The following is a 23867-nucleotide window of genomic DNA, read 5'->3' as shown; positions in this document are numbered from 1 at the left end:
ACGTTTGCTTACACAGGAGACGGTTTACTCGTTCTCGTTAATGAGAAAAGTTCCAGATCCTTATTCTCTTTCCCTGTTATAGCATCCGTCAAAAGGGATGCAGCAATCATGCTGTATACCGTACCATTACCGCCATATCCCTCCAGGAAATAGGAGTGTGGATACTCCGGATGCGGTCCGATAAAGGGAAGTCCATCATGTGTATTGCCAAAAGTGGCTTCCCAAGCATAATCAATTTCGAGGTCTGGCAGTGGAAAATACTCCGCAACTCTCTCCAGCAGAACCTGTGCTCTGTTCAGAGCTCGAATAGCACGCTGGTCCTCACGAGGCGTATTTTCATCGAGACCACCAGCAATAATCCTGCCATCCGGTGTTGTCCGCATGTACAGATAAGGACGAGATGTTTCCCAAATCATGCTTTGCTTATACCAGTTGCTGAGGTCATTCAATGGTTTGGTCGCAATCGCATAAGTACTCTGTAAATAGGCACCACGATCATTTTTGATCTCCTGCGTTTCATAACCTGTGGAGAAGATTACATTTTTGGCTTTGATAGTGCCATTGGGGGTATAACAGACAACGCCATCTTCCTTAAAGTCACAGTGTGTCATTTCAGTCTTTTCGAATACCCGTGCACCCTTTTGTACAGACGAATGAAGAAGAGCGTGCACTAATCGGTAAGGATTAACTTCAGCATCCCCATATGTATATAAAGCCGCTGAACGGCTAAATGGGAAATGACTCTCGATCTTCTCACGATTCCATAGCTCTACTTCAAATCCATAACGTCTCAGGGTATGATACTCCTCTTCCAGCTTGGTCACATCGTCTTCTATGCTGGCACAGTATAAACTCGTCCGAGGAACAAACCAGGTGTCCATCTCAAGACCCGACACGACTTCCTTTAACTGCTGCATCGCATTGCGGCACAATTCATAAAATCTTACTCCTTGTTCCTCACCAAACGTATTAATGCACGAGGTAAGTGTTTTGTCATTGGTATACTGAAGCAATCCTGTGTTAGCCATGCTGCTCCCCGTGCCTATTTTTCTTTTATCAATGACAACCGTGTCTATTCCACGATCTGTTAAGAGCTTGGCTGAGAGTGCCCCTCCCATGCCTCCTCCGATGATCAAGGTATCACAGGAGAGGTTTGTTTCGAGAAGGGGATAACTGGAATTTGATTGTATTGTGGTAGGCCAGAATGGATTGCCATTTATAAGTTCCATAGGATTCACCTCAGTAAGAATGTATTAAGTGAGTATACTTTTGAGTGACCGGGTTAACAATAATTGCGCATAACTTTATGCCGAGGAGGTCAACCAGAACATGCAGAATCAATCCATGCAAGCACTGAGTCCGAAAGAATTGAATTATATTGCGGATTCAATAACCAATGAAGAATTGCTAATCAAACAGTGTGCGGCCACAGCTTCCATCTCACAACATCCGCAAATTCAGCAGGCACTGAATCACTATGTTCGTTCCCATGAACAGCATCTGAACACACTTGTCAATGCTTTGCAGCAACATCAATCTATTGCTCCAACACAAGCACAGTAATAGAAGCCGAATCTAACCGTATAGGAGGAAACGTTGTGTATTCTCAATCTTTATCATCTAATGGATCATTTATGCAGGAGCAGGATTTGTTGAAGTCGATTCTTGCGGATTTAAGACGAACCGCGCGCGAATATACGACAGCAACTACCGAAGCTTCCTGTCCTATTACACGTCGGATGTTCACAGACTTGACCAATGATACACTCCGTTTGCAAGGTGAGCTGTTCAATGTGATGCAGCAGAACAACATGTATTCGGTAGGTTCGAAGGCATTGCGTCAGGATGTGGACAAGCAGATTCAATCGGCCCACCAGACCCAACAGAAATGTCAACAGTTCATTCAGGAAAAGAATACTCAGACGAGTGCTTACAGCCAAGCGCCTAATGTACCCCAGCATCAACCGAATTACGGTAACCCTTATTACATGTAACCTTTGTCATTATGGTTTGAAGCAGGTACTGTTGCAGACCATACCACCGCTTGCCCGAATTCAGGGCGGGCGGTTTTTGTCTTTGCATGATCGTTGAATTCATGTAATATAAGTATTAATTCATTTTCAGGAACCTGGATGACGCTGGAGGGAAAGACATGAAGGATCTGAACGATCTGCAATTAAAAGTTCTGGATTTGTTGAAGGAAGACGCGAGAAGGACTCCCGCACTGCTGTCGACGCTGCTGGGGGAGTCGGAAGATAAGATCAAGAACGCCGTGGCCCAGCTTGAACAGGACCACGTGATTGTGAAATACGCAACCGTTGTGAACTGGAGCAAGATTGATGATGAGAAAGTAACAGCCTTGATTGAAGTACAGATTACGCCTGAGCGTGGTCGTGGCTTCGAAGGGATCGCTGAACGCATTTATCTGTATCCGCAAGTGAAATCGGTATATCTCATGTCAGGTGCATATGATCTGCTCGTGGAAGTAGAAGGTGGCAACCTGCGTGAAGTCGCTAATTTTGTATCGGAGAAATTGTCTCCGATTGACTCTGTACTTTCAACCAAAACGAATTTTATTCTTAAAAAATATAAGCAGGACGGGATTATTTTTGAAGACCATCAGGAAGACAACCGTCTCATGATCTCGCCGTAAAGGAAGATGTGTCATGATAGTGAATGAACAGACAACAGGAAACAACAAGAAAATGACTTCGTACCTGGCACCATTGGTTCAACAGATACCGCCATCCGGCATACGCAAATTTTTTGATCTGGTTGGCGATAACAAAGATATCATCACACTGGGTGTAGGTGAACCGGACTTTGTAACACCATGGCATATGCGTGAAGCTTGTGTGTACTCACTCGAAAGAGGAATGACCAGTTACACTTCCAATGCAGGTATGCCGAAACTGAGGGAAGCCATTAGCGAGTATCTGGATACTCAGTTTGATACCAAGTATGATCCAAAGGACGAAATTATTGTTACCGTTGGTGGTAGTGAAGCCATTGATTTGGCATTACGTGCCTTGATCGTACCTGGAGACGAAATTCTGATTCCAGAACCTTCGTATGTGGCATATTCACCGATCGCTTCGATTGGTGGAGGCATACCGGTTGGTGTAGAAACGTATGCGAAGGATCAGTTTAAACTGACTGCCGAGGCATTGGAAGCAGGAATTACGCCGAAGTCCAAGGTTCTTATTCTATGTTATCCGAGCAATCCTACAGGTGCCATCATGACCTATGAAGAATGGCTGCCTATTGCTGAAGTGATCAAAAAGCATGACCTGATCGTCATTGCGGATGAGATTTATGCTGAGCTGACTTATACGCAAAAACATGTTAGTTTCGCTTCGATTCCGGATATGAAGGAACGAACCATTTTGGTTAGTGGGTTTTCCAAGGCTTTTGCCATGACCGGCTGGCGGATCGGGTATATGTGCGGACATCCTGAACTAATTGCAGCCATGCTCAAAATTCATCAGTATACGGTGATGTGTGCACCTGCCATGGGACAGGTGGCCGCGCTTGAGGCATTGACAAACGGTTTAGGTGAAAAGGATAGAATGGTTGAATCCTATAATCAGCGCAGACGCCTTATCGTGCAGGGTTTTAGAGATATCGGGCTGGACTGTCATGAACCCCAGGGAGCATTTTATGCATTTCCTAGTATCCAGAAGACGGGGCTGAGTTCGGATCTTTTTGCTGAGCGTTTGCTCACGGAAAATAAAGTGGCCGCTGTTCCGGGTAATGTATTTGGTCCACAAGGTGAAGGGTTTCTTCGTTGTTCCTATGCAACATCGGTGACCCAATTGAATGAAGCATTGGAACGAATCGGAAACTTTGTTTACAAACTGCAAAAAGAGGGTTAATAGGGATTAGAAGCCTTTGAGTAATATGAACATTTTTCAAACTAGAAAAAAATAACTTTCTTTTACAAAATATTGTGATATAATTTCAATTTGAAATATGTTTTTCTTGTATTTGGAAACTAATTTTTCCAAGGAGGGGTTGGCTTTGTTTTGTGTTGAATATGATTTACCGACTAATCGTGGGCATTATTTGGCAGAAGGCGATCATGGCGACCGATGGTCGGTGAAACCGGATCACGCATCTTTGCATAACGTTTCCTTGGAAGATGAGATCCATATGCTACGCCGCAAGATGGAACAGATATTCCTTGAAGAGAAATCTTTCACATCCGATATTGTAATTGAAATTAGCAGTTTGCTAGATTTGAAGATCAATGAATACATGAAGGCTAATCCGATCAAGGGAAAGTAATTTTTCGTTGTATCGAAACGTTACGCATATGCAATTCAAAGAAGACCCCGAGGGGTCTTTTTTTGATCTATGAACAGATTGCTTCGGATTCGCAGGGGTATTTTTTTGCGTGGAACAATTGTGATATATTGTACATAGGAGACTAAAGGGGGAACTGGAATGAAGAGATTTTGGGGGCTTACCGCAATCATTTCTATGATTTTTCTGCTTGCTGGCTGTGGCGGTAAGGACGGTTTTACAATTTTTATCATTGATAACCAAGGAAATCCATCCGTGATCTCGGAGCAGTTGCAAGCTAATTTGCAGCAGAAGCTGGGCGAGGAGCCCAAGGTGGAGGTTATCACCAGTGCGATGTATGATGTTCAGAAAATTATGGTAGAGTACGCGGCCGGTGGTCATGATATTTTCATTTTACCTGAGGCTGATATGAAACAGTACGGAAGTAACGGCTCCAATATTCCGCTGGATGATACATTTGATGCGGAGAAGTATAAGCGCGGTGTATTTGAAGGCGGTGTCCTGGTTGAGAAGGGTGAAGGAGATGACGGTTCAGATATTAAGACAGAATCACATCTCTATGGCATTCCGCTGGAAGATATGCAAATGTTCAAAGATGTAGATTATGCTGCGCAAAATCTGTTTGCTACCATTCCAGTGTCGGCGTCTAATGTCGAAGAATCCAAGAAAGTGCTGAAGGCGCTGACAGAGTAAATGCAATCTAGTACGGCTACTGAAGGAGGGGAGCGGATTGCTAATTACGGTCACAGGCGGCATAGGCAGTGGTAAAACCCGATTTGCGCTTGGATACGCAGCCCGGATTAGCCGGGAGGGCATCTATTTATCCACTGGTGATCATGATCCCGTGATTCCCGAATTGCCATCCGCTCATTATCGTGCCATCCAGGCTGGGAATGGCCAGCACCTGACGGAGGTGCTTCACCAGATTAATCGGGAATCCAATCTCTTCCTGGCAGATCAGCGTATTGTCATTGTGGATAGTCTGACCGCATGGATGGCAGCCGGGTTCAGGGCAAGTGATGATCTGGATCAGCAGCGTTCAGAGACACAGCTGTTGCTGGACGCTCTTCTGTCTTACCAGGGAAAACTGCTTGTGATTACCAATGAAATGCACGGCTCTTTGTATCCTTCAGAGGAAGAACGAATTTTTGCAGCAAGAATGGCGTCAGTTAACCGGGCGTTGCAGGCGCATTCGGATCAGATGTATCTGTTAATATCTGGCCTGCCTGTTGATCTCAAAGATCGAGGGCTGCGCTATGAAGATTAGCATTTCATAATGTTAATGATGGACGAGCCTAAAGAAGCCTCCGTCACCACAAATGTGGTGTGGAGGCTTTATTTTATGACAAATGCAATGCGTGTAAATTTCTTTATTTCCGAGTTTTATTTCGTCTGATCCACCAGATTATACAGCCAACAACAATAATCGCCAGAAGTACATATACGATCAGGGAGTACACGTCCATAAAGTGCAGGATACTCTCCCATGACGCACCGAGAGCCGCACCAACCGAGACGAGAATAATATTCCAGGCCAGCGTTCCAATGGTTGTGAAGAGTAGGAATAAACCAAATTTCATGTTGGACATGCCGGCAGGAATCGAGATCAGGCTGCGAACAAGGGGAACCATGCGACAGAATAGTACGGTCCACATTCCATATTTGTCAAACCATGCATCGACACGGTGGATATCTTCTTTTTTGATCCGCAGAATATGACCCCAACGTTCTACAATCTTCTCCAGCCGATTGACATCAATCAGCAGTCCGATTCCATAGAGAATGACAGCCCCAAGCACAGAACCAATGGTAGCAGCAATAATAACACCGGGAAGGATCAGGCTGGTGTAGGTGGTCATGAAGCCGCCAAAAGGTAATATGATTTCGGAGGGGATGGGGGGAAATACGTTTTCAAGCGCAATAATGAGTGCAATGCCTATGTAGCCGTATTGTTCCATGAAATCGGTTATCCAGTTTTGCATAATCGTCTCCTCTACTTTTGGTTTGCAAGGATTTGGCGTATACTCGGCAGAGTACACCAAATCATATATACGTGTGAAGGATCTCACTGGTTTCTGAAAATAATAGCATTCCCGTATTCATAGTAGGTCAAGTATACTGATTAAGTTAAACTCTAGAAGGGCATGCATTTATATTTAACCCCAGCGTTCTACCATGCGAATGATATTACAATAGGAGGGATTACAATGGGCATATATACACGAACAGGTGACGAGGGACAGACCTCAGTCATTGGTGGACGGGTTATCAAGGACGATGATCGGGTTGAAGCTTATGGGACAATTGATGAGCTGAATTGTTTTGTTGGGCAGGCCATCAGTTTTATTGATCAAGCAAACGGGAAATTTGAGGATTTGCGTGAACACTTGCTCGAAATTCAGCAAGAATTGTTTGATTGCGGGTCCGATCTCGCCTTTGTAAAAATTAGCGAAACCAAATATAAAGTGCGGGATGAGATGGTCACCCGGCTTGAGCAATGGGTTGATCTGTATGATGCGGAGAATCCGAAGGTGGAGCGGTTTATTTTGCCTGGGGGCAGCCTGCTCTCTTCCACATTACATGTCTGCCGCACAGTATGTCGCCGCGCTGAGCGCCGCGCTGTAACACTCGGACAGCATACGGATATCAACCCTTCTGTACGACGTTATTTGAACCGTCTGTCTGATTATTTCTTCGTTGTAGCTCGGACAGCCAATGCGAGACAACAGGTAGCTGACATTGAGTATGTGCGGAGCAAAAAAGTATTCCGCCGCAAAGACAAAGAATGAGCGATTATTATTCACCGCTTACTTACACGGTTCCCGAAAATGAAGATGGCTGGCTGCTGAAGACCGTGCTTCAGCGGCGCCTACAGGTTTCGCGCAAGCTCCTGTCAAGAATCAAACTTACAGAGCAGGGAATTATGCTGAATGGCGAGCGGGTATACATCAGCGTCAAAGTTAGCGCAGGTGACGTCCTGGAAGTCCGGATGGAACAGGAAGAGTCAGATGATATTTTACCTGAACCGATTCCCTTTACAATACTGTATGAAGATGAGCACTTACTTATTGTGAACAAAGATTCAGGTGTCATCGTACATCCAACACATGGGCATTACACAGGTACATTGGCAAACGGGGTTGTCCATTATTGGAAGTCCAAAGGCGAGCGTTTCCGTTTCAGACCGATTCATCGACTGGATCAGGAAACATCGGGTGTGCTGGCAATCGCAAAAAATCCATATGTGCACCAGCATGTGTCTGAACAGATGATCGCAGGAATGGTAGATAAACAATATATTGCCTTTGTGCACGGTAGTCCTGCCCAAGAAGAGGGTGCCATCGATGGCCCGATTGATCGTGATCCCGAAGAACCGCATCGTCGAATCGTTACACCTGACGGGTATGCGGCAAGAACGTTATACACGACAGTTGCCCGATGGGCGGGCGGAAGTGCCAGTGCAGTGAACCTGAAGCTGGAGAGTGGCAGAACCCATCAAATAAGGGTACATATGACATCGATCGGCTGCCCGTTAATTGGGGATCGGATGTACAAGACCCTTCCTGTGCATGTGATCGATGAGCAGACCATGGCTGTTAGGGATGAACGAGACTCTTGGATTGCCCGTCAGGCATTGCATGCATGCGAGCTGTCGTTTGACCATCCCATTTTGCAGAAACGGATGACGTTCCATGCCCCTTTGCCCGCTGATATGGCGGCATTGGAGGCACGACTGGATGTCGAGGCATCACCAAGGGAAGTGTTGTAGGAATCTATCAAACAGCCTGCAATTTGCGCTGTGTGTAGCATCTCAGTGCGCGGTGCCCTACTGTGTATCAATGTTTTTAGTTAGATGAACCTATGGTGAGGGATGCAACCGCACCCGAAAAAAATGCCGTAGGCTAAGGTCTGAAGGTCTGAAGGTCTGAAGGTTTTTGATCTTAAAATCATATAGCCGAATGGATATTTTTTTCATTCGCAAAGCGGTTCACAATTACAGTGCGATGGTATCGGTTTAGAGCGACTTTTGGATTTGCGAAGCAAACCAAGGGAAGCGAGAAACCGAAACCGCAGCATTTCAGGAGGACAAGTACGATGAGTAATCTAAAAGTATATCAATATGCCAAATGTGGCACGTGCCGTAAAGCCGTAAAATGGCTGGAAGCTCAGGGACATGAGCTGGAATTAATCCCTATTTTCGACACACCTCCATCCGAAACAGAATTAACGGAATTGATTCAGAAGAGCGGACTTGAAGTGAAGAAGTTCTTCAATACGAGCGGGGAAGTATACAAGGAGCAGCAATTGAAGGACAAGCTGCCTGGGTTGTCCACAGAAGAGCAGATTCGTTTGCTGGCTTCCAATGGTCGTCTGATTAAACGTCCAATCGTTACGGATGGTCACAAAGTGACCGTAGGTTTCAAGGAAGATACGTATGAGCAGGAATGGAACAACGCGTAATTTATTGATGAATGATTTCATTGATTGTTAAATGAACCAAGGTAAAAAAGGCTCTGAATGTTCAATTTCAGGGCTTTTTTGGCTGGTCGATCCTTGGCGGAACTATGCTATAATGATAGAATTAGTTCGATATTTTATTTGCTATAGAAACTTAGCTAAAGATTTACACGAGAATGGAGAGGAAAGAAATAACCTGAGGAAGCGGAGCTAAAAGCTTTCTAAAAGAAAGCTCCATCGGAAGCATACACTTCGCCTTTATCACCGGATTTTCCCTTTTGAAGAAGGGAATCAAAAAAATCTGGGGATAACAGCGAACAGAAGGTTGTTCTGTCATCGAAGTGGCAAGTGTAAATATTCTTTAGTTCAATTTTCTATGGAATCAGGACAGGAGAGAACAAATTCAAGTGAATCAACGTAATGAACCTACTTTGTTGCTGGTAGATGGTATGGCGGTGTTGTTCCGTGCGTTCTATGCAACATCTGCAAGCGGATATATCAGACGTACAAAGGCAGGCGTGCCAACCAACGCAGTATACGGATTTATCCGTTATTTCTGGGATGCGGTTCAGACCTTTGGACCAAGTCATGTCGTATGCTGTTGGGATATGGGGGGCAAGACGTTTCGCGGTGAAGAGTATGCAGCGTACAAGGGGAACCGTCCGGAAGCTCCGGATGATCTGATTCCTCAGTTTGCTCTGATTCGCGAAGTGATGGATAGTTTGAACATTCCGAATATTGGCGCTCAAGGATATGAAGCTGATGATTGCATCGGTACACTTGCCAAGTACTACACCGAGCAGACGGATATGAACGTGATGGTACTTACGGGTGACCATGATATGCTGCAACTGATTGATGATCGCACAAGCATTATTATTATGAAAAAAGGTCATGGCAATTACATGGTGTATACGCCTGAATCTCTAATGACGGAGAAACAACTGACACCTCGTCAAGTGATTGACATGAAAGGTCTGATGGGCGATGCCAGTGACAATTATCCTGGGGTACGGGGCATTGGGGAGAAGACGGCTTTGAAACTTGTGCAGGAGTTTGGCTCCATTGAAGGTATTTTGGACAATATGGATAAGCTTACCCCTTCGGTACGTAACAAGATTGAGAATGATCTCGACATGCTTCATCTGTCCCGCAAACTGGCAGAGATTCACTGTGCTGTTCCGGTAGCATGTGCACTGGATGTATGTGAATTGCGTCTTGATCCGGATATGGTGATGGACAAGTTCGAACAACTTGAGATGAAGAGCCTGGGCTCTTGGATGGGAGTGGCAATAGGGTGAGTAGCATGCAGACAAAACGGACGGGCAAAAAGTGGTGGACAGGGGCTATGGCCCTCGTCCTTGCTTTGCTTGTAGTCCTTTCAGGAGCGGTGAGTGCTCCACAGACAGCAGATGCCAAAGCGGCAATTAGCACCAAGGTACAGAAAGTAAAAGCAGCAGGACGCAGTTTTACCGTGCAGACGGTTAGTATTCCCAAGGGTACACCAGTTACCGTAGGATTAGCGAAGAAGCAGGTTGGTCAGACTGCAACATTACCTTCGATTGTTAAGGCATATGGCGCGCAAGCGGCCATTAACGGAGCGTTTTTTGAAGCGTATAACGGAGCTCCAGATCCATACGGCATGTTAATAGCAAACGGTAAAGTTATACATATTGGAAGATACGGAACAACGATTGGATTTAAGGAAGATGGCTCAGCCATCATGGATTCGCTTCAAGTGAGCCTGACAGGTAAAGTAACAGATACAGAAGGGAAATCACGCAGTTGGTATGCGACCTTTATTAACCGAACACCTTCCGCGAATGCGAGTATTACGATGTTATACACACCAGAGCGGGGATCTACAGTCGGGTTCAAAGGGGGTACGGCGGTTGTGATGGAGAAAGGGATTGTCACCAAGAAAGTACCGAATACCAATGTAGCCATTCCGAAGAATGGATCGGTACTGGTCTTCACGGGGAATCAGAAATCTTCGTCGGACCGCTTTACCGTTGGATCAACTGTAGAGATGAATTATAAATACACCAATGCAGCAGGCAAAGAGATCCCTTGGCAAGATGTAGTCACCGCTGTGGGCGCAGGTCCACGTCTGGTGAAAGACGGCAAAGTTGCCGTAAATCCAACGAGTGAGGGCTTCAAGGATACCAAAATTCTCAATGCCTCCGGCGCGAGAAGTGGTATTGCCATTATGGCCGATGGTTCGGTTATGTTGGCTACCGTTTCAGGAGCGACGATTAAGGAGTGGGCTGCTGTCATGCAGAAGCTTGGTGCCAAGCAGGCAATGAACCTGGATGGTGGTGCATCTTCTGGCATGTATGCTGGCGGCAAAATGCTTACTTCCCCGGGCCGCTTGTTAAGTAATACACTTGTTTTTGGTGGCTCTGTTCGTTAAAAGAAAGCTAATATGGGAGGTAGGATCAGATGACACTCACACATAACCGGAAGCCAGATGAAAACAAAACGGCGGTATTAGCTGTAAACGTAGGGCAACTTCAGGCCTTGCCTGGCCAGAAGCGCGAAGTGATGAGCGGCATTGTGAAACATCCCATATCCAGCCCGGTCTACCTGTCATTCACTGGAATGACAGGAGATGCCCAGGCGGATCTAGAGCATCATGGTGGGCCTGACAAGGCGGTTTGTGTATACGATTACAGTCGTTATCCGGCGCTTGAACAACTGATGGATCGCAAGCTGGACTGGGGAGCTTGTGGAGAAAATCTGACAGTTGAAGGCTGTATGGAGGAAGAAGTCCGGATTGGTGATGTGTATGAATTGGGGGGAGCCACGGTACAGGTGAGCCAGCCAAGGCAGCCTTGCTTCAAGCTTGGTGCACGGTATGATTACAAAGAGCTGCCTGTTTATTTTCAGGATAGCGGGCATACCGGATTTTATTTTCGGGTGTTGCAAGAGGGCGAGGTAACTTCTTCTGCAACTTTCAGACGAATAAGCACAGACCCTGCATCAATGACCGTTTTGGAAGCCAATCGAATTATGCATCAGGGGAAGCAGGATGCGATTGCTATGCGTGCTTTGTTGGCCATTCCAACGTTAGCCGACAGCTGGAAGCAGACCTTATTGAAGCGATTGGCCAAGCTCGAAACTGCTGAACAGGATTAATTCATGCCCTCGTTAAGAGAACAGATTCGAAGATCCATTTTAATTTTAAACTACTTGGGAGAGTGACTAACATGACGATTTTAGGCGCAATTGAAGCTGGAGGAACCAAATTTGTATGTGGTATCGGTACGGAAGAAGGAGAAGTTCTTGAACGCGTAAGTTTTCCAACGACAACACCGGAAGAGACGATGGCTCAAGTAATCGCTTTTTTTGAAGGTAAAGGTATTGAAGCTTTGGGTGTAGGTTCATTTGGTCCAATTGATCCGATTGAAGGAAGCCCGACTTATGGTTACATCACAACAACACCAAAACCGCATTGGGGTCAGTACAACCTAATTGGTAAGCTCAAGGAGCACTTTGATGTACCGATGACGTTCGACACGGATGTAAACGGTGCTGCACTTGGGGAAGCAACCTGGGGGGCTGCACAAGGCCTGGATAGCTGTCTGTATATTACTGTAGGAACGGGTATTGGTGCAGGCGCAGTTGTAGGTGGCAAAATGGTCCATGGATTGTCTCATCCAGAGATGGGACACATCATTGTACGCAGACATCCTGAAGATACGTATGAAGGTTTCTGTCCGTACCATGGAGACTGTCTGGAAGGGCTTGCCGCAGGTCCTGCCATCAATAAACGTTGGGAGCAACCAGCTTACGAACTACCAGCCGATCATAAGGCCTGGGAGATTGAAGCACATTACCTTGCGCATGCCCTGATGAACTATGTGTTGATCCTCACTCCACAGAAAATTGTAATGGGTGGCGGTGTGATGAAGCAGGAGCATCTGTTCCCAATGGTTCGCAGCAAACTGCAGGAATTGCTCGCTGGATACGTTCAGCATCCTGCACTTCAGTCCGAAATTGACCAGTATGTCGTTTCACCGGGACTTGGTGATAATGCGGGGTTGTGTGGTTCGCTTGCGCTGGCGAAACTAGCTTTGAACAAGTAAATAGCTTTACAAACAAGTAGTTGACGAATTTTTCCATTGTGGTAATATATGAGCAACAGCATAGCACGGTTAATGAGGAAGCACCTCTCTTGCATGGATTTTGCAGGAGAGGTGTTTTTTGTGCTGCTTAATTTAGCAGAATACAGACTGTGTCGAGCTGAACTATTGAAGGAGGGACAAGAAATGGAAGTCATTTTCATGAACAGATTATCCAGAATGTTAGGTCAGAATGAAGAGCATGCGCAACTGTGGATCGGTGAAGAAGAAGGGGCGTGGCATCTGGGATGGAGCCGATATGAAGAAGGAGATCGTACGGATGCTATCTGGTATGTTGGCAGTTCGTGGGACGAGCTGTTGCATGTGTATCGTCATCAGTTAGCCATACAGATGGGCGAAGGATATCGTCCGTTGCTGCAAGGTTTGTTTCACGAAAATGATGATTTGAAGTCGCGCAATTATGGCGGTCAACGTCTTCATTGTTACAGTGAATTATATGGCAATGAGGGGCTGTATATGGACCTGTGCATATGGCGCAGGAAGAGAGCAGCTTCTGACCGGAAGGCCCCCTATTTTATTGCAACGAATCGGTTGTTGCGCATGATCAGTGCATTTGTTCCACAAACCATCGATGAATTGATGCAACTGCCAGGCGTAGGAGAGAGCAAGGCTTCCGAGTACGGAGAGGAATGGCTGGAGCTTACGAATGGACTGGAACGTTCCACATCTTTCCCGCTAGATTGGGTGTACTCGGTTCTGAAGGAACAAGAATATGAGAGCTGGCTGTACAAACAGAGAGAGCAGAAGTACAAGCAGGAGCTAGACAGATTCACCACACGGAAGCAGGTACTTGAAGGCATGAAAGAAGGATATACGTTGGAAGAGATCGTGAATCGTTCCGGATTGTCCCGTCGGGAGCTAATTGAACTGTTGGAGACACTGGATTTGGAGGGGTATGACACCGATTGTCTACTTGATGCGGAGCTTGCTGTCATGCCTGAAGAGGAGCAAGAGGCAGTATGGAGTGCCTACGAGGAGCTGGGAGATGCGTTCCTTAAGCCCGTGTTACATAAGGTGTACGGAGAAGAGAAGCCTGGCGGGAGCAATCTGGAGCAGGTCTACGAAAGACTGCGCATGATCCGCATCCGGTTTCGTCGTCACACAGAGACGGAGCAGAATGCAGGCTAGATTGGAAATAGGACGTTAGTTGTCATAAATTAAGCGGATAATAAAAAAAGACGAGACGCCTCCAGATGTGGAGCGCTTCGTCTTCTGCTATTTCAAACCCAATCTTTTTTGCGGAAAATAAAGAACATGCTCAGGCCCAGGGTAACCATCAGGCCAATAACTACAAAATAACTATACTTCCAGTCCAACTCGGGCATGTTCGTAAAGTTCATCCCATAGATGCCAGTGATTACGGTCAGCGGCATGAACACCGTGGTAATGGCGGTGAACACACGCATGATTTCATTCGCCCGGTTGGCGATACTGGATTGGTAAGCTTCTCGTAAGTTCCCCATCAAGTCGCGATAAGTCTCAAAGGTTTCGGATATTTTCACAGCATTCTCATAAATGTCACTAAAATACTTTTGCAGTTGATCATCAATAAGACGCAGATCTTTTTTATTGAGTGTGTTAATGACCTCTTTCTGAGGACCTAGCACTTTCTTCAGCCACAAAATCTCACTGCGCAGCCCGATAATCTCATTCAGATGAGACTTCTTGGTATGCATCAGAATGTCCTCTTCAAGCTTCTCGATGCGCGCTTCAATTCGGTCACCGACAGTGAAATAATTATCAACAATCAAGTCAACCAGCAGATAAAGCAGCTTATCTGGCGTACTGATTTCCTGTTCCCACAGGATTGGTTTCAATGTCCGCAATTCGCTGACTTTCTGTTTGGTAACACTGATAATAAAGTGTCTGCCAAGGAACAAGTTGACGGCACGTAAAAAAATCTCTTCATCATCAAAACGAATGCTATTAATAACAATAAAATAATGGCTCTCATAAATTTCAATCTTTGGACGTTGTTCTTCGTCACTCAAACAGTCTTCCACGGCCAGATCATGCATCATGAACAGCGGCTGAAGTACCGCCAAATCGTCTACGTCTGCATCAATCCAGTAAAATCCCTCCGCTGGTGGAGTCAGCGCCTGCTGAATGTCGTCCACCGGAATAAATACACCGTTATTTACCAACCGGATTTTCATTATTCATCTACTCCTTCTGCACCCGCCAAATGGGCGGATTTCATCAATATGGGCGCAAAAAGAACAGATCAGCCGGTCGGCAGCGGAGCCTGGAAGTCAGGACTGCGTTCGCTCTATAATCAAACGGAAGTAACGTCCCGCTGCCGGCATGCTGATATCAATTCTCTATGCAGTTTGTCGGAATTCGGCTGCCAGTCAGGCCTCGGGTCGCCATCCATTGAATATGTCACCTCTCACATAAGGGTTTATAACACTTGTCTAGTATACCGCTGGTACAGGGTCCTTTCAAGCGCAAAAATGTGTCGATTTCGCGCCCTGGAGCAGTGTATGACAACGGATGATGAACGGTTCCGACCCTGAGGAACAGACATTGAACTACACCTTGACGTGAGGGGATTAATGTCTTAAAGTAAAAGGTGAACCACACTAGTTTTTACAATTGAATAAAGCGAAATCTTATCAAGAGTAGGTGGAGGGACTGGCCCGATGAAACCCGGCAACCGGCGGTATACCGCACGGTGCTAATTCTTGCAGCGACCAAGTGTCCAAGTGACACTGTTGTAACTGAGAGATGAGAGAGGCGCATATCTATTTACATATGACCTTTCTCGGAATCCGAGGAAGGTCTTTGTTATATGCACCGACTTCTCAGCAGTGATTTTCGCTAAGGAACTTGAGCTTGCCGCCAGCAATGTGGTTGCAATTCAGCGCCTGCAGGCAAGTTCATGGCAGCCTATAACTGTACGGATGCGAATCGTATCGAATCTGCAGTGGCTGCATCTATCTATGCACAAGGAGGAGTTAGAAACACCATGCCAATCAAAATTCCAGACACACTGCCTGCCAAGGAAGTACTTGCAGGAGAGAACATCTTTGTCATGGACGAGACATCCGCTTACCAGCAGGACATTCGTCCACTACGTATCGCTATATTAAACCTGATGCCCACAAAGGAAACGACAGAAACTCAATTGCTTCGTCTGGTGGGTAACACACCAATTCAGGTAGATATCGTTCTGGTTCATCCGAAGTCTCATACGTCCAAGAACACTTCCCAGGAATATTTGGACTTGTTCTACAAAACCTTTGATGAGATCGAACACCGCCGTTTTGACGGCATGATCATTACAGGTGCTCCTGTAGAGCAAATGGACTTTGAAGACGTGAACTATTGGAAAGAAATCCAGGAGATCTTCGAATGGACCAAAACCAATGTGACTTCGACCATGCATATATGTTGGGCTTCCCAAGCCGGTTTATACCATCATTTCGGAGTTCCCAAAGTTCCATTGGATGAAAAATGTTTTGGCGTATTCTCACATACGATCAACAGATCCAATGTGCAGCTGCTGCGCGGATTCGATGAAGTATTCAACGTCCCGCATTCCCGCCATACGGAAGTGCGACGTGAAGATATTGAAAAAAATGAAAACCTTGAAATATTGGCTGAATCAGAGGAAGCGGGTATTTTCCTGGTTGCTACCAAAGACGGCAAACAGATTTTTGCAACCGGACATGCCGAGTATGACCCGCTTTCATTGAAATGGGAATATGACCGTGATGCAGCTAAAGGCATGGACATTGCGCTTCCTAGACATTATTTCCCGAATGACGATCCTTCCCGTGTCCCCCCTGCCACTTGGCGGGCACATGCAAACTTATTATTCTCTAATTGGCTCAATTACTATGTGTATCAAGAGACACCTTACGATATTGGTCCGCAAATCTAATCGACATTACAGGAGGATGCTGCAATGGAAGACAACAAGTTGAAAATCGAAAGTCGATTGGCCCAAATTGGGTCTATCAATGAACCGGTAACGGGCGCCATTAATTTTCCGATCTATCAATCCACTGCGTTTCGCCACCCAAAGCTTGGACAAAGCACGGGATTTGATTATATTCGTACGACCAATCCAACCCGTAAAGTGTTGGAAGAAGCAGCGGCAGCGTTGGAATCTGGTGATGCAGGTTTTGCCTGTAGCTCTGGAATGGCTGCTTTGCAAACGATTTTCGCTTTATTCGGACAAGGGGATCATCTGATTGTATCGCTGGATCTGTACGGCGGAACGTATCGTTTGCTTGAACGCATCCTGTCTCGATTTGGTGTGACAGCAAGTTACGTAGATACCAATGACTTGGCAGCTCTGGAAAGTATTTGTCAGCCCAATACAAAAGCGGTATTTATTGAGACACCAACCAATCCATTGATGATGATTACGGATGTGGAAGCGGTATGCTCCTGGGCCAAGAGCCACAACTTGCTGACCATTGTGGATAATACACTACTGACTCCGTTCTTCCAGCGTCCAATTGAACTCGGTGCTGATATCATCATCCATAGTGCCACGAAGTATCTGGGTGGTCATAATGATGTACTTGCCGGATTAATTATTACCAAAGGGGAAGAATTGTCGGCCGAAATGGCATTCCTGCACAATTCTATTGGAGCAGTGTTGTCTCCAAGCGACTCCTATCAGCTGATGAAAGGCATGAAGACACTTGCTCTTCGCATGGAGCGGCATGAGTATAATGCTTTGACGATTGCCAAGTACCTTTTGGAGCACCCAGCCGTTAATGAAGTGTATCATCCTGGTTTGTCGGATCATCCCGGATTTGAAATACAGAATAAACAATCCAGTGGAAATACAGGCATTTTCTCTTTCAAAGTAAAGGATGCTCGTTATGTTGAACCATTGCTTCGTCACATCAAACTGATTGCTTTTGCGGAAAGCCTCGGGGGTGTAGAGTCATTGATGACTTATCCTGCGGTACAGACCCATGCGGATATTCCGATTGAAATTCGTGACGCGGTAGGTGTAGATGACCGTCTGTTGCGCTTCTCTGTAGGGATCGAGCACGCCGAAGATCTGATTGCCGATCTGGGCAATGCACTCACAGCTGCACAGCAGGAGATAGAAGGGGGAACGCATCATGAGTGAGCAAAACAATAATGCCAAAAATCATGAACGGAATGTTCATTCCGACCTGAAGTTCGATACCAAGCTGCTGCATTTCGGTGACGAAATCGATAAAACCACTGGGGCTTCCAGTGTGCCAATTTACCAGGCCTCCACATTCCATCATTTTGATATTTTTAATCCACCTCAACATGATTATAGTCGTTCCGGTAACCCGACTCGTCAGGCATTGGAGGATTACATTACATTATTGGAAGGTGGGGCACGCGGATTTGCCTATTCCTCAGGAATGGCTGCCATCTCCAGTGTATTCATGATGTTCTCGGCAGGCGATCATATGATTGTGACGGAAGATGTATATGGAGGAACGTATCGACTACTTACTTCCATTCTGAGCCGGATGCAGATTGAGACTACCTTTGTGGATATGACCAATATTGAGGAAGTAAAGGCAGCGCTCAAACCGAACACGAAGGCAGTCTATATGGAGACACCATCCAACCCGACACTGCGGATCACGGATATTGCTGCTGTCACTTCCTGGGCACAGGAACATGAGCTAATCTCCATTCTTGATAACACCTTCATGACGCCTTATTACCAACGTCCGATCGAGCTTGGTGTGGATATTGTCGTACATAGTGCGACCAAGTTTCTTGGCGGACACAGTGATGTGCTGGCAGGTTTAGCCGTTGCTCGTACGGATTCATTGGGTACACAGCTAAAACAATTGCAGAATGGACTTGGAACCGTGCTTGGTGCCCAGGAATCCTGGCTGCTGATGCGTGGCATGAAAACTTTGGGTGCGCGCATGGCACACAGTGAACAAAGCACAGCGAAGCTGGCTGCTTGGCTTAGTGGACGCAGTGATATTACGGCTGTATTTTATCCGGGGCTGCTGGATCATCCCGGCCGTGAAGCTCATGAACGTCAGTCAAGCGGATACGGCGCAGTCGTTTCGTTTGACGTTGGTTCGGGAGATCGTGCCAAGGCTGTACTCAACCGTGTGAAATTGCCAATTGTTGCCGTGAGTTTGGGTGCGGTTGAAAGTATCTTGTCTTATCCTGCGATGATGTCTCATGCGGCTATGCCGGCTGAGGTTCGCCGTGATCGAGGTATAACTGACGGATTACTGCGCTTCTCGGTAGGTCTGGAAGACATCGATGACCTGATTGCAGATCTGGATCAGGCACTTCAGGACTCGTAGAGTAGATAGTATTGAAACACGGGTGTTAGAGCCCGCTGAAAAAGAAATGAAATAGATGGCATATGTAAACATTTTTATTAATTTTTAAAGCACCTTATCATAAGGTGCTTTTTTTCACATGTAACCTGTGTTACGATATGTGGAGTACAGAAATGCGATGTTGCCACCAAAACTTTCATCTATATGAGCAAGTTGGGACGGATCGTGATTATATTTTCTCTTCATGAGGGAGGCTTTTTTACGATGAGTACGGTAGACCGTATCTTAGATAAAGCCCTTCGGGGCGAACGTTTGGACTTGGAAGACACGATTCAGCTGTTTGAATCAAATGAAGTAGACAAAATCGGGGCAGCCGCCAATGTGATTGTAAAACGCATGCACCCCGAACCATACAGAACTTTTGTAATTGGGCGTAACGTCAACTACACGAACGTGTGTGATGTGTACTGCCGTTTTTGTGCTTTCTACCGCAGACCTGGCTCTGACGAAGGATATGTACTTCCCGATGAAGTCATCTTCCAGAAGATCCAAGAAACCGAAGACGTGAATGGTACCGAGATTCTGATGCAAGGCGGTACGAATCCGAATCTGCCGTTTAGTTATTACACCGACCTGCTCAAAGCGATCAAGGAGCGTTTCCCTAATATTACAATGCACTCCTTCTCGCCAGCCGAAATCATGAAAATGGTTGAAGTGTCCGACGGTCTTACTCTGGAAGAGGTTGTACGTGCAATTCACGAAGCGGGACTCGATTCCCTGCCTGGTGGTGGTGCCGAAATCCTGGATGACCGTACACGCCGCAAAATCAGCCGTTTGAAAGGTTCATGGCGCGATTGGATGGACGTTATGCAGACAGCTCACCGTATCGGTATGAACACAACGGCAACGATGGTTATCGGTCTTGGTGAAACGATGGAAGAGCGCGCACTGCATCTGCTTCGTGTACGTGAAGCTCAGGATGAGTGCATTGCGAACAAGTATGATTCCGAAGGATTCCTGGCGTTCATTCCTTGGACATTCCAACCGGATAATACGAATCTGAAGTTGGAACGTCAGACGCCAGAAGAGTACCTGAAGACGGTAGCGATCAGTCGACTGGTATTGGACAACATCAAAAACATTCAATCCTCATGGGTAACGATGGGACCTGAAGTCGGCAAAAAATCACTTGAATTTGGCTGCAACGACTTTGGTAGCACCATGATTGAAGAGAACGTGGTATCTGCTGCAGGCGCAACGTACAAAGTCAACATTGGTTCCATTACGCAACTGATTCGGGAGTCCGGTTATATTCCAGCACAGCGTAACACGAGATATGATATCCTGCGGACGTTTGATGAGAATAATGCCATTCAACAAGATTTTGTAATGCAGAACTAATTTTTATTTTATAGCACCTCACGCTGATGAAATGAATGGATAAGATCATTCAGTCAGTGTGGATATGAAGTCCGTCGATTACTCTTTATAAGGGGAATCGGCGGACTTTTTAATTTCACTTCACACCAAGCGATTATTCACAGATCATTAAACAGTACATATTACACATTTGGCGATATTTTAGTTTGAAATTCAACTGTTACAATGAAAGGACACGTGAGTAAGCAGACATGCTGGGAAGGGGCAGGCCGATGAAAACAAGAAGACTTGGTAAGACGGAACTGGAAGTACCTGTACTGAGCTTTGGAGCATCCTCTCTAGGTTCAGTATTTCGTGATATTGACCGAGGTGAGGGTGTTCGTACGGTTCACGCCGCTGTAGATGCAGGGATGAACTATATAGATGTTTCGCCCTATTATGGATTAACGAAGGCTGAATCGGTGCTTGGAGAAGCCATCCGTAGTTTGCCACGTAGTTCGTTTACGTTGTCGACCAAGGCTGGACGTTATGGGGAGAATGCATTTGATTTTTCGCGTAAGCGGATACATGATAGTGTACAAGAGAGTCTGGATCGACTGCATACCGATTATATCGATATCCTGTTCTTGCATGACATTGAGTTTGTCCCGGCCGATATTATTATTGAAGAAGCTTTCCCAACCTTGCTTCGCCTGAAAGAGCAGGGAGTCATTCGCCATGCAGGGATTTGTGGCTTACCGCTGACGTTATTCGAAACAGTGTTGCCACAGATTGATGCCGATGCCATCATTTCCTACTGCCATTATGCATTAAATGATACTTCACTGCTGTCCTTGCTGCCGCTTTTGGAAAAGAAAGAAGTTGGCCTTGTGAATGCTTCGCCTCTTTCTATGGGCTTATTAAGCACAAGAGGAGCTCCAGCCTGGCACCCGGCAGATGATCGCGTGAAGCAGATTTGCCTGCAAGCGGCGCGGTTCTGCGCGGAACAGGGCACTGATATTGCGAAGCTTGCCGTGCAATTTGCAACAGCCAATGAACGGATTCCAACAACACTGGTCAGCAGTGCAAGTGAACATAATATCCGCAACAATGCAGCCTGGATTGAGGAACCATTAGACCAGGAACTGTTATCAGAGGTGCTGCGTATTCTGGCTCCAATTCGTAATGAAAGCTGGGCCAGCGGACGCCCTGAATATAACATTGAACATAACATGAAGTCACAAGCATCATCCGAGGGGGAACAGGAATGAGAGCTGTTATATGTGAAGAAATAAATCGTTTGGCGTTGCGAGACATAGCTGAACCTGAAAGAAACGAGAATCAGGCGCTGGTAACCATCCGCCGAATTGGAATCTGTGGCACAGATCTGCATGCCTACAAAGGTAATCAGCCTTTTTTCACCTATCCTCGTGTACTGGGTCATGAGCTTGCAGGAATTATTGAAGAAATTGGGGACAATGAAGCGGGACTGAAGAAGGGAGATCAGGTTAGTATTATTCCATATTTGCATTGTGGTCATTGTATCGCTTGTCGATCAGGGAAGACGAATTGTTGTGTGTCCATGCAGGTGATGGGTGTACACGTGGACGGCGGCATGCGAGAGAGAATCGTTGTGCCTGTCTCCCATCTGATCCAAGCTGAAGGACTTACACTGGATGAAACTGCGATGGTAGAACCGCTCAGTATTGGTGCTCACGCGGTCAGAAGAGCAGCCCTAAGGCCTGGTGAACAGGTTGTTGTCGTTGGAGCTGGACCTATTGGTCTGGGTGTGATGGCATTTGCCAAACAGGCGGGTGCTCGGGTCATTGCTATTGACCGGAATCTGGACAGGCTGGAACTTAGCCGCACATGGGCCGGAGTGGATGCTATGGTTCAGGCCAATGAACAAGCGGCACAGCAAGTTGCTGAAATCACGAATGGGGACTATGCGACGGCTGTCTTTGATGCAACAGGAAACATGCAATCGATGAATAATGCCATCGAGTACGTGGCTCATGGTGGACAATTAATCTTTGTTGGACTGGTCAAAGCCGATATTTCCTTTCATGATCCAGACTTTCACAAGCGTGAGATGAGCATTTTAGGTAGCCGAAACGCCACACGGGAAGATTTTGAACAGGTCATGTCGATCTTACGGGAGAAGAAGTTGAACATGGACGGCTACATTACACACCGGACGAGTTTTGATCAATTGCCTGATTCGATCGACACCTGGTTACAACCGGATTCGCATGTAGTGAAAGCGATAGTGGAGTTATAAAAAGAATAACTGAAAAAAACTCTCTCTGATCCTGAATGAATGGTTAACATCCATGGGAAATCAGAGAGAGTTTTTGTGCGCCTAGCCTATAGAAATCTTGATTATTTTTCCGGGTTCGTCACAATACCTGCATGTGGATCAATATGACGCACAATGGATTTGAGCCAGATCATTTCAAGGAAATGAATCTCATAGTAGAGTGCTCCCGGAACGTGTTGGATCCAACCTTCAGCTACAGCAGGGTGTCCTGAATCCGCTGAAGGATCCAATGTTCCAGGTTCACGGCGCAGCCGTTTACGGATGGCTTTTTCAACTTGAGCGCTTTGTGTGGTTAAAATACATATTTTGCGCTTAGCTGTGAATCCGCGGAATGCAATATACACCATTTCATATGCAATGAGATAAGCAATTACCGAGTACATCGCTTGATCCCAACCGAAGACAACACCAGCGGCGGTTAGAATCAACAAGTTGAGCAGCATGATTATTTTTTCGATAAGCATCCGTTTCCCGCTAAATACACGTTCAGGTGGACGGGAGGACGGATCACCGATTTCCAGCGTATCCAGTGTCCCACCATACCGCACGACTAGACCGATTCCTAGACCGAGACATAATCCGCCAAACATGGCGGCAGCCAGCGGGTGCTCGACAAGCGGCGGCATGGGATGAAGCACAATGGCACCAATCGAAAAGACAACCAAACCCAGAACAGTGACCAGTACGAATTTCTTTTGCACGAGTCTATAGGACAGAAAAATAAATGGAACGTTGAACAAAAACAGGAACAAACCAATCCTCATTTCGGTCCAGTGGGCGAACAACGAAGAGATGCCTGTAATGCCTCCAATAATGATCTTATTGGGATGTAGAAACAATTCAAGTCCCACGGAGGCCAGAATTCCACCCGCTATTACAAACAATAAATTCAACATGCGACGGGCAGATGATAATCTGGTCTTGGCGGTTTGTGGCACCGGATTAGCCGATATCAGAGGTGCTTTCATAGGTCATCCTCCTTTGTGCGGCTTTCGTGCAATTCTCCCTGGGTTAATC

Annotated in this window: 25 protein-coding genes and 1 riboswitch; of the genes, 21 read left to right on the top strand and 4 right to left on the bottom strand. The window is 46.2% G+C overall.

The features are described from left to right. Positions 1 to 8: 8 nt before the first annotated feature. Positions 9 to 1229, bottom strand: coding sequence for an NAD(P)/FAD-dependent oxidoreductase (locus G3352_RS21115; protein ID WP_163759472.1), 1221 nt, complete (start codon positions 1227 to 1229; stop codon positions 9 to 11). 100 nt (positions 1230 to 1329) lie between these two features. Between G3352_RS21115 and G3352_RS21110 the strand changes: the two genes are divergently transcribed. The 7 genes from G3352_RS21110 (at position 1330) to G3352_RS21080 (ending at position 5572) form a co-directional block, all read left to right on the top strand. Then, entirely contained in the window at positions 1330 to 1563 is a 234-nt protein-coding gene (locus tag G3352_RS21110) for a hypothetical protein (RefSeq protein WP_053780447.1), read from the top strand. A gap of 35 nt (positions 1564 to 1598) precedes the next feature. After that, positions 1599 to 1994, top strand: a complete 396-nt coding sequence (locus G3352_RS21105; RefSeq protein WP_076289917.1) for a spore coat protein — start codon at positions 1599 to 1601, stop codon at positions 1992 to 1994. A 158-nt stretch (positions 1995 to 2152) separates the two neighbouring features. After that, complete coding sequence (locus G3352_RS21100; RefSeq protein ID WP_024628343.1) at positions 2153 to 2653, top strand: Lrp/AsnC family transcriptional regulator; 501 nt, start codon at positions 2153 to 2155, stop codon at positions 2651 to 2653. A 13-nt stretch (positions 2654 to 2666) separates the two neighbouring features. Further along, positions 2667 to 3875, top strand: coding sequence for an aminotransferase class I/II-fold pyridoxal phosphate-dependent enzyme (locus G3352_RS21095; protein ID WP_090895166.1), 1209 nt, complete (start codon positions 2667 to 2669; stop codon positions 3873 to 3875). Between the two features lie 145 nt (positions 3876 to 4020). Continuing rightward, positions 4021 to 4287, top strand: a complete 267-nt coding sequence (locus tag G3352_RS21090; RefSeq protein ID WP_053780449.1) for an aspartyl-phosphate phosphatase Spo0E family protein — start codon at positions 4021 to 4023, stop codon at positions 4285 to 4287. A gap of 159 nt (positions 4288 to 4446) precedes the next feature. Beyond that, a complete protein-coding gene (locus tag G3352_RS21085; RefSeq protein ID WP_063564218.1) occupies positions 4447 to 4998 on the top strand; it encodes a type 2 periplasmic-binding domain-containing protein in 552 nt (183 codons plus the stop codon). Positions 4999 to 5035: 37 nt separating this feature from the next. Further along, entirely contained in the window at positions 5036 to 5572 is a 537-nt protein-coding gene (locus G3352_RS21080; RefSeq protein ID WP_163759469.1) for a bifunctional adenosylcobinamide kinase/adenosylcobinamide-phosphate guanylyltransferase, read from the top strand. A 103-nt stretch (positions 5573 to 5675) separates the two neighbouring features. Here the strand turns inward: G3352_RS21080 and G3352_RS21075 are convergent, their stop codons facing one another. Further along, complete coding sequence (locus G3352_RS21075; protein WP_163759466.1) at positions 5676 to 6287, bottom strand: DedA family protein; 612 nt, start codon at positions 6285 to 6287, stop codon at positions 5676 to 5678. Positions 6288 to 6512: 225 nt separating this feature from the next. Between G3352_RS21075 and G3352_RS21070 the strand changes: the two genes are divergently transcribed. The 8 genes from G3352_RS21070 (at position 6513) to G3352_RS21035 (ending at position 14036) form a co-directional block, all read left to right on the top strand. Then, the gene (locus G3352_RS21070) at positions 6513 to 7094 is read left to right on the top strand and encodes a cob(I)yrinic acid a,c-diamide adenosyltransferase (protein WP_163759464.1); all 582 of its coding nucleotides are present in this window, start codon (positions 6513 to 6515) and stop codon (positions 7092 to 7094) included. After that, positions 7091 to 8074, top strand: coding sequence for an RluA family pseudouridine synthase (locus G3352_RS21065; protein ID WP_163759462.1), 984 nt, complete (start codon positions 7091 to 7093; stop codon positions 8072 to 8074). Before G3352_RS21070 ends, G3352_RS21065 begins: the two co-directional genes overlap by 4 nt. A gap of 326 nt (positions 8075 to 8400) precedes the next feature. Next, a complete protein-coding gene (locus G3352_RS21060; protein WP_163759460.1) occupies positions 8401 to 8766 on the top strand; it encodes an arsenate reductase family protein in 366 nt (121 codons plus the stop codon). 404 nt (positions 8767 to 9170) lie between these two features. Continuing rightward, the gene (locus tag G3352_RS21055) at positions 9171 to 10064 is read left to right on the top strand and encodes a 5'-3' exonuclease (RefSeq protein WP_072734037.1); all 894 of its coding nucleotides are present in this window, start codon (positions 9171 to 9173) and stop codon (positions 10062 to 10064) included. 5 nt (positions 10065 to 10069) lie between these two features. After that, positions 10070 to 11176, top strand: coding sequence for a phosphodiester glycosidase family protein (locus tag G3352_RS21050; RefSeq protein ID WP_205524979.1), 1107 nt, complete (start codon positions 10070 to 10072; stop codon positions 11174 to 11176). A gap of 29 nt (positions 11177 to 11205) precedes the next feature. Then, on the top strand, positions 11206 to 11901 hold the full coding sequence (locus G3352_RS21045) for an MOSC domain-containing protein (RefSeq protein WP_163759456.1): 696 nt from the start codon (positions 11206 to 11208) through the stop codon (positions 11899 to 11901). A 71-nt stretch (positions 11902 to 11972) separates the two neighbouring features. Next, positions 11973 to 12851 (top strand): ROK family protein, encoded by an 879-nt coding sequence (locus tag G3352_RS21040; RefSeq protein ID WP_063564224.1) that lies wholly within the window; start codon positions 11973 to 11975, stop codon positions 12849 to 12851. Positions 12852 to 13034: 183 nt separating this feature from the next. Further along, positions 13035 to 14036 carry an HRDC domain-containing protein gene (locus G3352_RS21035; RefSeq protein ID WP_163759454.1) on the top strand — a complete coding sequence of 334 codons (1002 nt, stop codon included), beginning with the start codon at positions 13035 to 13037 and terminating at the stop codon, positions 14034 to 14036. A gap of 92 nt (positions 14037 to 14128) precedes the next feature. Here G3352_RS21035 and corA read toward each other — a convergent pair whose 3' ends face one another. Continuing rightward, the gene (gene corA / locus G3352_RS21030) at positions 14129 to 15064 is read right to left on the bottom strand and encodes a magnesium/cobalt transporter CorA (protein WP_163759453.1); all 936 of its coding nucleotides are present in this window, start codon (positions 15062 to 15064) and stop codon (positions 14129 to 14131) included. 453 nt (positions 15065 to 15517) lie between these two features. Next, a riboswitch (SAM riboswitch) is annotated at positions 15518 to 15642 on the top strand. Between the two features lie 234 nt (positions 15643 to 15876). Between corA and metA the strand changes: the two genes are divergently transcribed. The 6 genes from metA (at position 15877) to G3352_RS21000 (ending at position 22811) form a co-directional block, all read left to right on the top strand. Beyond that, positions 15877 to 16794, top strand: a complete 918-nt coding sequence (gene metA, locus G3352_RS21025; protein ID WP_063564335.1) for a homoserine O-acetyltransferase MetA — start codon at positions 15877 to 15879, stop codon at positions 16792 to 16794. 24 nt (positions 16795 to 16818) lie between these two features. Then, positions 16819 to 18006, top strand: a complete 1188-nt coding sequence (locus G3352_RS21020) for an aminotransferase class I/II-fold pyridoxal phosphate-dependent enzyme (RefSeq protein ID WP_163759451.1) — start codon at positions 16819 to 16821, stop codon at positions 18004 to 18006. Beyond that, positions 17999 to 19192, top strand: a complete 1194-nt coding sequence (locus G3352_RS21015; protein ID WP_163759449.1) for a trans-sulfuration enzyme family protein — start codon at positions 17999 to 18001, stop codon at positions 19190 to 19192. Before G3352_RS21020 ends, G3352_RS21015 begins: the two co-directional genes overlap by 8 nt. Positions 19193 to 19435: 243 nt before the next feature. Next, positions 19436 to 20572, top strand: coding sequence for a cyclic dehypoxanthinyl futalosine synthase (mqnC, locus tag G3352_RS21010; RefSeq protein ID WP_063564227.1), 1137 nt, complete (start codon positions 19436 to 19438; stop codon positions 20570 to 20572). A gap of 251 nt (positions 20573 to 20823) precedes the next feature. Then, the gene (locus tag G3352_RS21005) at positions 20824 to 21801 is read left to right on the top strand and encodes an aldo/keto reductase (RefSeq protein WP_163759440.1); all 978 of its coding nucleotides are present in this window, start codon (positions 20824 to 20826) and stop codon (positions 21799 to 21801) included. Then, positions 21798 to 22811 (top strand): zinc-binding alcohol dehydrogenase family protein, encoded by a 1014-nt coding sequence (locus G3352_RS21000; protein WP_163759438.1) that lies wholly within the window; start codon positions 21798 to 21800, stop codon positions 22809 to 22811. Before G3352_RS21005 ends, G3352_RS21000 begins: the two co-directional genes overlap by 4 nt. 101 nt (positions 22812 to 22912) lie before the next feature. Here G3352_RS21000 and G3352_RS20995 read toward each other — a convergent pair whose 3' ends face one another. Next, entirely contained in the window at positions 22913 to 23818 is a 906-nt protein-coding gene (locus tag G3352_RS20995; RefSeq protein WP_076289902.1) for a YitT family protein, read from the bottom strand. Positions 23819 to 23867: the final 49 nt, after the last annotated feature.

The sequence above is a fragment of the Paenibacillus sp. ALJ109b genome (genome assembly GCF_010747435.1).
Lineage (GTDB): Bacteria > Bacillota > Bacilli > Paenibacillales > Paenibacillaceae > Paenibacillus > Paenibacillus taichungensis.
This window is presented reverse-complemented; position numbering and strand designations above follow the sequence as displayed.